At 42.6% G+C, this 9,851-nt stretch carries 10 protein-coding genes; 8 read left to right on the top strand and 2 right to left on the bottom strand.

Annotated features, from left to right (window positions below; translation table 11 throughout):
• A partial coding sequence (locus tag JL57_RS33085; protein WP_034146117.1) for a LysR substrate-binding domain-containing protein occupies window positions 1–763 on the top strand: 763 nt, incomplete at its 5' end.
• Between the two features lie 119 nt (window positions 764–882).
• Here JL57_RS33085 and JL57_RS33080 read toward each other — a convergent pair.
• Window positions 883–1,581, bottom strand: coding sequence for a C40 family peptidase (locus tag JL57_RS33080; protein ID WP_034146116.1), 699 nt, complete (start codon window positions 1,579–1,581; stop codon window positions 883–885).
• Window positions 1,582–2,007: 426 nt separating this feature from the next.
• On the opposite strand from JL57_RS33080, the gene dsrJ reads away from it, so the two are divergent.
• Genes dsrJ through dsrP form a run of 3 tightly spaced genes read left to right on the top strand, consistent with a single transcriptional unit; the run spans window position 2,008 to window position 4,365 of the window.
• Window positions 2,008–2,418, top strand: coding sequence for a sulfate reduction electron transfer complex DsrMKJOP subunit DsrJ (gene dsrJ / locus JL57_RS33075; protein WP_034146115.1), 411 nt, complete (start codon window positions 2,008–2,010; stop codon window positions 2,416–2,418).
• Window positions 2,415–3,209 carry a sulfate reduction electron transfer complex DsrMKJOP subunit DsrO gene (gene dsrO / locus JL57_RS33070; RefSeq protein WP_034146114.1) on the top strand — a complete coding sequence of 265 codons (795 nt, stop codon included), beginning with the start codon at window positions 2,415–2,417 and terminating at the stop codon, window positions 3,207–3,209. Before dsrJ ends, dsrO begins: the two co-directional genes overlap by 4 nt.
• On the top strand, window positions 3,202–4,365 hold the full coding sequence (gene dsrP / locus JL57_RS33065; RefSeq protein ID WP_034146113.1) for a sulfate reduction electron transfer complex DsrMKJOP subunit DsrP: 1,164 nt from the start codon (window positions 3,202–3,204) through the stop codon (window positions 4,363–4,365). The genes dsrO and dsrP overlap by 8 nt, the downstream gene beginning before the upstream one ends.
• A gap of 228 nt (window positions 4,366–4,593) precedes the next feature.
• Here the strand turns inward: dsrP and JL57_RS33060 are convergent, their stop codons facing one another.
• On the bottom strand, window positions 4,594–6,324 hold the full coding sequence (locus JL57_RS33060; protein ID WP_291300882.1) for a methyl-accepting chemotaxis protein: 1,731 nt from the start codon (window positions 6,322–6,324) through the stop codon (window positions 4,594–4,596).
• A 402-nt stretch (window positions 6,325–6,726) separates the two neighbouring features.
• On the opposite strand from JL57_RS33060, the gene JL57_RS33055 reads away from it, so the two are divergent.
• From JL57_RS33055 to JL57_RS36160, 4 genes are all read left to right on the top strand, one after another.
• Window positions 6,727–6,933 carry a hypothetical protein gene (locus JL57_RS33055; protein WP_034140052.1) on the top strand — a complete coding sequence of 69 codons (207 nt, stop codon included), beginning with the start codon at window positions 6,727–6,729 and terminating at the stop codon, window positions 6,931–6,933.
• Window positions 6,934–7,084: 151 nt separating this feature from the next.
• Entirely contained in the window at window positions 7,085–7,288 is a 204-nt protein-coding gene (locus JL57_RS33050) for a hypothetical protein (RefSeq protein WP_366556964.1), read from the top strand.
• Window positions 7,255–7,335 (top strand): SHOCT domain-containing protein, encoded by an 81-nt coding sequence (locus tag JL57_RS36775; protein ID WP_366556965.1) that lies wholly within the window; start codon window positions 7,255–7,257, stop codon window positions 7,333–7,335. Before JL57_RS33050 ends, JL57_RS36775 begins: the two co-directional genes overlap by 34 nt.
• A 348-nt stretch (window positions 7,336–7,683) precedes the next feature.
• Window positions 7,684–9,851, top strand: a 2,168-nt coding sequence (locus JL57_RS36160; RefSeq protein ID WP_291300881.1) for a cell wall-binding repeat-containing protein, incomplete at its 3' end; no start/stop codon positions are given.

Genomic DNA, 9,851 nt, shown 5'->3' with positions numbered 1-9,851 from the left:
AAGACTTAATCAGAGAAGACTTATTTATCTCGGTGCGACTTTAACGATTGGAGAGTATATTCTTCCCAATATTATGGCGTATTTGTCTAAGACCTACCCAGACGTGGACTTCAAAGTAAAGATCAGTAATACGGAGTCGATTGCTCAAGATGTTTCAGAGAAAAAAATGCACATAGCCCTAATCGGGGGGACAGCCCCTCAGCATAAAGACCTTAAGGTGGAGAATTTTTGGAATGACGAATTGGTAGTCGTGATTCCTCATTTTCACCCCTGGGCCTCAAAGAATAGCATTACCTTAGCTGAACTCCCAAATGAGCGTCTGGTGACACGAGAGGAAGGTTCCGGGACTCGCAAGGTGATGGAGATGGCCCTTAAAGAGAGAGGGTTTGATCTGAATCAATTGAATGTAATTATGGAACTAGAAAGTATTCAGGCGATTAAACAAGTGGTCTCGGCAGGACTTGGAATTAGCATTATCTCTTCGTTGACTGTCAGCAGTGAATGCGACCGGAAAATATTCAAGACATTAAAAATTCAAGATGCACTCGTTTATCGGCCTTTCAGTATTCTCACCAATACCCAAACCACCCAGACCAAAGATGAGCACGTCTTAATTAACCTACTCCATGATCACGAGTTGTTATCGGATATTTTAAGAAAGAATTATAATGATTTAGAGAAACACGCTAGTGAGGTTCGTTTGACTCACCCAGCAGTGAGTAATCGGAAAGGGCAGATACATGGGCAAGAACAATGGCAGTGACATTGTTATATCAAACGGATGCCGAGGATAAGATAAAGAAAGGCACAGACCGATTATTAAGGGTCTGTGCTTTTGTTATCTTCCCAAGTACAAAATCAAGTTACGTTTGATTGAAACGATTAGAATACTCGTTTAGCACCAACATAAACCAATTTCCAATAGGGGCCAAAATTATAAATGGTAACACCTTTGGAACTGGAAGAGTTGATGAATTGGCCGTTACCAATATAGATCCCATCATGGTCGACCTTTCCATTTCCGGCTATGGAAAAGAAGACTAAGTCTCCCGGCTGGAGATTATTAAAGTCCACGGAAGCTCCGACCGAGTACTGATCGCGGGAAACTCTTGGTAAAGAAATCCCGTTTTGGGCAAAGACATACTGTACATAACCTGAACAGTCAAAACCTGTCCCAGGAGATGTCCCACCCCATAAATATGAAACACCGATATACTTTTTACCAGTTGCGATAATAGCATTTGCTTTCTCTTGTCGGGATTGGGTATTACTCTTTTGACTTACTTTGGTTGCATAAAGAGAGTTAAGTTGGTTACCAGTAATGGGACCTACGATTCGGTCTGCACTCAAGGATTGAGCAGATTGGAATACTTTTACTGCTGTCTGAGTATTTGATCCAAAGATTCCATCGACTATGCCGACGTCATAACCTAGATAGTTAAGTTCAGTTTGTAGTTGAACAACATCTGAACCAGTTGTTCCTACCTTTAACAAGGTATCCCCCACTGCAGCCTGAACTGTTTGGGCTGGTGCTAACATCAGAAAAACACCAAGGATAGCTAAGCTGATTAGTTTTTTCATGTGACATCTCCTTTCTTTTATTCAAGTTGTCACCTGTTTGATCAAGATAGCATATCTTTTTGAACTTACTATGAAAAACTTATGAATTTCTTGTGAATAATGGATTAATCGAACCAGTTACTTGTCTTTGATCATCGAGGAAGCGAGTTCACTATTGATAAAATAAAAGTGGCTGAGGATCTATTCCTTAGCCACTTTATCTCTATAGAAATCTAGATGGTGAATTCAGTCTCTCTTTTCCGACTTTGCTTTGTATTGTGAACGTACTTGAACTCAGTCTACATAATCGACTATATATTTAGAGATAATATGTAAGGATCAATGGCATATAAGAGTTGCGGTTGCAGGTTACTGATAAGTGGTAGAAAGAGAGAGGCATTGACTAAAGGGGTAATCCTACATACCGCAAAAGGAGGGTAATGGATAATGTACAAAGGAGGAAAAATAATTGCGTCGCTTGTTGTCTTTGTTGCTTTAATGAGCTTACCGTTCTTCTATAATATAGGGAAATCTAACAAGGGACCTGTAATAAATCTGAATACTCCAGCTATCCAGCAATTAGCGGTTAAGCAATGTGTCGAGCCTGTAGAATGGATGAGGCCCAATCATATGAAACTTCTGAGCCAATGGAGAGAGGAAGCCGTGCGCAATGGCAAAACGGTATATATTAATAGTCAAGGAAAGTCATTCGAAAATAGTCTTCAAACGTGCGTGAACTGTCATTTTGATCCGGCTTCAAAAGAGTCTGACCAATTCTGTGTTTCATGCCATACACATACAGCCGTAAATCCGAACTGTTGGAGTTGCCATATTTGGCCAAAGCAGGCCGCGAAATGAGTCTAAACAGAAGACGGTTTTTAAAAAAAGCTGGTATGGTCACCGCTTTAGGACTGGGAGGAACCTTTGTTATTACCGGACTCCGCGGGAAAGTGGAGGCTTCCGAATATGAAACACCTCGACAAGGTCTGGTAGCGAAACGTTGGGCTATGGTTGTAGATATGAGGAAATTTAAAACCAAAGAAGACTATAATCGAGTTATTGAGGCGTGTCATAGTGTCCATAACGTTCCATCCCTAGGTAATCCTAAAGAGGAGATCAAATGGATATGGAATGAGGATTATGAACATGCATTTCCTAGCCAGAATAACAGATATATGAAAGAAAGTGTCAAAAACTATCCCTTTATAATTTTGTGTAATCATTGTGAGAATCCTCCTTGCGTTAAGGCATGCCCCACTGAGGCTACTTTTCAGAGACCCGATGGAATTGTTGACATGGACATGCATCGTTGTATTGGATGTAGATTTTGCATGGCAGCCTGTCCTTACGGAGCGAGAAGCTTTAATTATAGGGATCCAAGGCCTTTTATCAAGGAGATAAATCCAGACTTTCCCACACGAACACAGGGGGTCGTGGAAAAATGTAATTTCTGCGTGGAGCGCTTGGAAAAAGGTCTAATGCCAGCGTGTGTGGAGAAGTCCAAGGGAGGGTTAATTTTCGGAGACTTAGATGACCCCAAATCAGAGGTGCAAAAAATTGTTAGTTCGCAATACACGATTCGGCGTAAACCTGAGCTGGGTACCCAACCGAGCGTCTACTACCTAGTAGGGGGTGGGGAGCTTGTTTGAAAGAGCTTTGAAAGGTAGTCGACGATACTGGACATGGGTTTTTTTCTTACTAGTTATAATTGCGGTAGGTTTCTACTCTTACCTTAAGCAATATAGCTATGGCTTAGGAGTAACGGGCATGAGTAGGGATGTTTCGTGGGGTTTGTACATCGCCCAGTTTACGTTTCTCGTGGGTGTCGCTGCTTCTGCTGTTATGCTTGTCTTGCCTTATTATCTTCATGACTTTAAGAAATTTGGTAAGATGGTCATCCTCGGTGAATTTTTAGCGATCTCCTCTGTGATCATGAGTATGCTATTTATTATTGTCGATTTGGGTCAACCACTGCGAGTCTTGAATGTCATTTTGTATCCAAGCCCCCATTCCATGATGTTTTGGGATATGTTGGTCTTATTTGGATATCTCGTGCTCAACATTGTGATTGGGTGGACGACACTTGGCGCTGAAAGCAAAGGAAGTCCAACTCCGGCGTGGGTAAAACCGATCATTTACCTTTCCATCCCTTGGGCAGTCAGTATTCATACGGTGACAGCGTTCTTATACGCTGGTCTACCGGGCAGGCATCTTTGGTTATCCGCGATTATGGCAGCACGATTTCTGGCCTCCGCTTTTGCAGCTGGCCCAGCAATTCTGATTCTTTTGTGTTTATTGGTAAGAAGAGTCAGTAGATTTGACCCAGACCCGGGCGTTGGTGCCATTCAAGCGCTAGTCAAGATTGTTACCTATGCTATGATAGCAAATGTTTTCTTTTACGGGCTTGAGTTTTTCACAGCCTTTTATAGTAATATACCCGAAGCCAAGGCTCCTCTTAAATATCTCTTCGTCGGGCTTGAGGGCCATACAAGACTGGTTCCTTTTATGTGGACAGCCACTATTCTTGCCTTTGTAGGAATTGGATTGCTGCTTTTTCCGAGTACACGAAAGAATGATAAAATCTTGTCCTTAGCCCTTGTAGCGATCATTGCAGCTAATTGGACTGACAAAGGAATGGGTCTGGTGATTGGCGGATTTATTCCAAATCCTTTTGATAGAGTAACTGAGTATGTGATAACCTACACCGAGATATCTGTGACACTGGGGGTCTATGCGATTGGGATGCTGCTTCTTACAATCCTCTATAAGATTGCTATTTCGGTTAGGGAACAGAAAGAAACCTAGGACTCGGAGTTCTGGCATTAAAGAAAAAGATCATGGGATAAAGAACGCGTTGAAAATAAAATAAGCGTACAAAACGAATAAAAGTAGACCAAGTTTACACACTTCAGTCTACTTTTATTCGTTCTTGAAAATCTTTGTGTCTTATTAAGCGTCGTTACATTCCTGTAATAGATTTCTGGCTTCTCAGATAATGCAAAATGCTCATCAAGTCTTTAAAATCTGATAGGTTTATAGTTTAAAATAATCCATTAACTGCTTCAAATCTTTAGCTAAATCGTTTAAGCTTTCTGCCGAGGCGAACAATTCCTCGACAGAGGCGTTTTGTTCCTCTGCAGCGGCAGCTGTGGTCTGTGTGCCCGCTGAGGTGGATTCAGCCTGATTTACGACGTTTTGCATGCCAATTTTTATTTGCTCACCGTCCTGTTGTACTTTCTGCACAGTGGTTTCAATGTCCTGAGCCAATCCTGCACTCTCTTCCACAGAACCTAGGATTACGGTAAATTGATTGGAAATTTCTTTTAAGTAAGCACTTCCTTGATTTACACTATCCACACTGGTTTTCATCCCTTGATGGGCGCTCCGGGAAGCCCGTTGCATTTCCTGTACTCGCTGAGAAATATCAACTAAGCTTGTTTGAACTTGCTCGGCAAGTTTGCGGACTTCTTCTGCAACAACCGCAAATCCGCGACCGTTTTCTCCAGCACGTGCGGCTTCAATCGCAGCATTTAATGCTAAGAGGTTGGTTTGTTGAGCAATACTGTCGATGATTTGTACCGTCTTAGCGATCTCCTCGGACTTTTCATCCACGTCTCCAATTACCTGGCTCAGACTATGAACTTGACTCTCTATTTCATCCATTTGCTTGACCACTTGTCCGAGGGCGATATTTCCATTGCGCGAAAGCTCAGCGGAACGACTGGATGCTAGGTTTACTTTTTCGGCATCTTGTTCTGTTTGGTTTAGTTCATCGATCATTAGACTTATCCGATCATGATTTTGCGTCATCTCCTGGACTTGCATTTCAGCATCGTTTGCAATTTCAGTCGCCGAGGAGGCGACCTGTTCTGCCGCATGAGCCGATTGTTCGGCGCCTAAGCGCATTTCCTGAGCGGTTTGTGCCAATTGACTCGCCATATCGACTACTTTCGTAATGGTAGCTCTCAAAGAGATCCCCATATCGCCAAAGGCCTTTAGAAGTTCAGCCCCTTCACGGTTCCAGGCTTTCCAAGGGGCCTTCTTCCTCTGGCCAATATCCCCTGAGGCGATTTCGTTGGCATTGTGCACAAAATTACGCATCATTTTGCCGAGGGCCCGGCTCAAAAACCAGCCAATGACGAAGCTTACTAAGACATCAATCACGACAAGAATGACTGAAATGCGTGTTGCCTTCTTGAAGATCTCGTTTGAGGTTACCGTACTGTGCATGTTTACCTCATCCATTTTGGAGTTCACTAACTTTTGAATAATATCCCCAGCCGACATATGCTTGCTCTCATCAACATCATACATATGAGCTCTAGCTTCTTCAATTCGTCCTTCGGCTATGGCCTGAATCGTAACTTTTGATGATTCTACATAGTCATTCCAGGCGGCTTTAAACTGTTTCCAAGAATCTGAATCCTGGTTCGATTTAGATATACCTTCATAATTGGCCATATGTTCTTCAACATCTTTGTTTTTCTGAATAATATCCGCTAAGAATTTTTGGCGCTCTTCCGGGGTGCGTGCGCTGACCGCGAAGGCGACATCAGTACGATAGCCTTGGGCATCGAAACGTAACTCTGAGAGTTGGTTCAAAGGAATCACATCTTGTTCATAAACCATATTCGAAGTATCGTTCATTTGATACATCCCGTAAATTCCGATGGTTCCGACAACCCCTGCAGCCAATGCAATAAATAACATCAAGACTGTGACCTGAAAACCCAGCCCTTTATTCTCCAATTTCAAACAATTCACTCCTCTATGTTCTACAAATCTCTTTAATTTTGTATCATTCTGCACCAAAAATAAATATCCTGCATTTGTTCAAGTAAATTTGTTGTTCGGGAAGTAGCTATGAGAAAAAGATGTTTCATTCTGGGCAGCAAATGGTCTTCAGGGTGAGGGAATGATCTGGAAGCACATCAATTAGGGTTCCTTCTTCATAAGATATTCACAGTTTATTCATCAAATAATCCAATTGATATAGTAGGATTTATACATGGGAATTTTAAAGTTTGATTATTATTCTCAGAGGGGGAACGTGAATTAGGCACAAATTTTATTCACTTAGCATTGGGGGATTTTCACTAAGATCTTACGGTGTAGTGGTAGCTCAGAAGCAATTCGAAAAGGTAGCCTACGAAAGGACGATTATCTATGCTTATCTTGAAGGGAAAGAAGTCAAACGGCATCGTAGGAAAATACAAAAGTATAATCGATGCTCGAAAGATCTTTTCCGACGCTCAAAGATATCTTGCGCAGAATCAAGTAGATCAGGAGCTGGTCCTGGTAGAGGGTGATCATGTTGTGATGACTTGTATGCTGAGGATGTTTAATAACCAAGCCACATTTTCTCCGACCTAACTTAGCCGCATCGTTTCTTTTATTAAGAATAATTGAATCAGTTTATTACTTAGGAACGGGAGTGATAGGGGAGATCTTAGATGATGTATGGATGAAAGTCAATATTCTAAGGTTCTATTATAGAAAATCAGTTTGAAGGAGGAATTCATTGATGGGTAGCTGGGGATACGGTGGTTATGGAAGTTGGGGATATGGGTGGATGGGTAAGGGAACGTTCCTCATCTTAGGGATTGGGATAATTCTACTGGGTATCTATATATTTCGTCGCAGTGCATCACAGGTTCATACAGGAACGCTAGGTAAGCATAGTGGAATAGATATATCCTGCGTGAACGGTATGCGCGTGGCGAGATAGATTCAGCGGAGTATCAAAGCCGGAAAAAAGATTTGGGAGACAGTTAAGTAGAAGGGAATCTCATAAAAAAGGGCAGTGGCTTCACAGGAAAAACTGCCCTTTGACATTTGTTATATAAAAGTGGTTGAGGAAAGAATCTCAGCCACTTTTCGCGTGTGTGCTTATTTGCGCTTTAGAGAAAGGAAAGTTTGTTTGTAATGCAGGTAAATCTTACTCCCATTTGCGGATCAAGAAAAATGACAATATTGTTATTCTAAATTCACAAGAAATTCACAAGAAATTCGCAGCTTTGTCGAACTGATTAGGTATCATTACATTGGCAAGAAAAAATTGCCATATCTAGGGAATATCTCTGGATATAGATAAGATAAAAAAAGAAAAAAGGAGGAAATTAGGTGTCAAGATTTTATCCTAATAAGTTTGTCGCATCACTAGCTATCACTGCACTCACAGTAACTGCTGGATTAACTCCCGCAGTCGCTATGGCAAACGAGGCGCAAGTAAAATCAACGTACAATGTTCAGTCCACTCAGAGCTTAATCAATACTCTTACTCGTCTTGGTGGGTATGACAGGTATGGCACAGCAGTTCAGATCGCAGACTATGGGTGGCAGTCGGCCAGCACAGCAGTCCTAGCACCATCGGGTGATCTAAACATGGTAGACGCGCTTGCTTCGTCAAGTCTTGCCAAAGCAGTCGATGGACCAGTACTTCTTGCAGATCAAGACTCAGTACCTTCTGACACAATGAAAGAATTAGAAAAGCTAGGAGTAAAAAAAGTTTATTTGGTAAGTGGAACAGCAGTCATTTCGGCAAAAGTAGAGAGTGACCTTAGCGCAGTTGGTATTCAAGCTGTGCGGATAGGTGGTTATGATCGGTATGAAACGGCTGTAAATATCGCAAAGGAAATCCAAACGATCAAACCCTTTCAAGAAGTTGTGGTCACAAATGCATATGCTAATGTCGACGCAATTTCAATTGCCCCAATTGCGGCTGCCAAAGGAATTCCAGTTCTGCTCGTTAATAAGGATTCAGTTCCGACAGTTGTGTCAGATTTCATTAAGTCATCAGGAATAAACAAGACCTATGTCATTGGCGGAACCGCGGTTGTATCCGACTCTGTAAAGGATACACTGCCAAACGCGGCGAGACTCGGTGGATATGATCGTTTTGATACAAACACAGAAGTACTAAAGAAATTCGAAAACCTTATTATCGGGGGCAGCATGTTCTTCGCAAATGGGAACGATACAAGCCTTATTGACTCGTTGACAGGTGCTCCGATGGCAGCCAAATTGGGCGGTGCAATTGTCTTGTCTAATAAAGAAACAGTTCCAGACGGTACTAAAGGGTATATCCAGACAAATATAGCCCTTAAGAATCCTGTAGTTCTAGGTGGAACAGCTGTAATATCGGATTCAGCCATACAAAGCTTAGGATATGCCCAGCCCGGCCAGTCTGACATTTTAGACGGGGCTGTGGAATTAAGCACTCCCAATGCAACATTTAGGGATAAAACAGTCAACGGGAACCTTCTAGTCAATGCAGAAGGCGTAACGTTACAGAATATCCGTATCAAGGGTACGCTATTTCTCGATCCAGGCAAGGACGGCTCTGCTACTCTAGACGACGTGCAAGCCACTAGAATTGTAGTTCTATCGGGTGCAGACCGCAGTATTTACTTAAAAGAAACCAAAGCAGATAGTCTAGTCGTGTCAAGTTCCTCTGATGTTCATGTAGTGGCAGAAACAGGAACAATTTTAGGGTCTACATTAATTCAATCTACTGCTGCTGTAGAATCAAAAAGTGGAGCGAACGTAGGGTCATTGGTCGCGCAGCCTCAACGAGAAGCATCCATTAATGTACAACTCCAAGGAACATTCTCTAACGATGTTTCCCTGAGCGGGAGTGTAAGACTAACGGCAGCAGATGGCGCGGTTATTCCTACTGTTAAGGTGACTGGGGCGACAACTCCAGATTCAATTCAGTTAGCAGGACAGTTCTCTAGTGTAACTATTAATGATAACTCGTCCATTACCGTACTATCAGGTAAAATCGACAAATTGGAGACAAAGGGAACATCCGAAATCGTTGTAAAAAGTGGGGCAGAAGTTACGGTTTTGAGTTCTGCGACTGGGAGTACTAAAGTAAGTGGCGGTGGAACCGTAAACGGTAAAACAACGACGGATACTCCTACAGAACCAGGCGATATTCCAGTTGTATCTGATGGAAGTGGAACGTCTCGTGATACAGATAGAGAGGTCATTCAAAAAACAGAGCAACCCTTAGTCACGGGAACGGTCAGAGCTGGAGACACCATGATTTCAGGAACTGCTGAAGCTGGGGCAACGGTAAGTGTCAAGAGAAGCGGAACCGAAATTGGAGCAGCGACGACTGATGGAAACACAGGGGACTACACGGTGACCTTAATCGACGGAGTAATCCTGGCCAAAGACGAAGTGCTTTCGATAACTGCCGTAGCACCTGGCAAGACCGAGAGTAACGTCTCGAGTATCACGGTAGTCGAAGCTCAAACAACACAACCGACAGTCATGGGAACAGT

It is taken from the genome of Desulfosporosinus sp. BICA1-9, assembly GCF_000802135.1.
Note: the sequence above shows the minus strand (reverse complement) of the source record. Positions and strands in the feature narration are given on the sequence as shown.

Coding starts and splice junctions, on each gene's coding strand:
- JL57_RS33080 (WP_034146116.1), bottom strand. CDS start 1,581: ATGAAAAAACTAATCAGCTTAGCTATCCTTGGTGTTTTTCTGATGTTA.
- dsrJ (WP_034146115.1), top strand. CDS start 2,008: ATGTACAAAGGAGGAAAAATAATTGCGTCGCTTGTTGTCTTTGTTGCT.
- dsrO (WP_034146114.1), top strand. CDS start 2,415: ATGAGTCTAAACAGAAGACGGTTTTTAAAAAAAGCTGGTATGGTCACC.
- JL57_RS33055 (WP_034140052.1), top strand. CDS start 6,727: ATGCTTATCTTGAAGGGAAAGAAGTCAAACGGCATCGTAGGAAAATAC.
- JL57_RS33050 (WP_366556964.1), top strand. CDS start 7,085: ATGGGTAGCTGGGGATACGGTGGTTATGGAAGTTGGGGATATGGGTGG.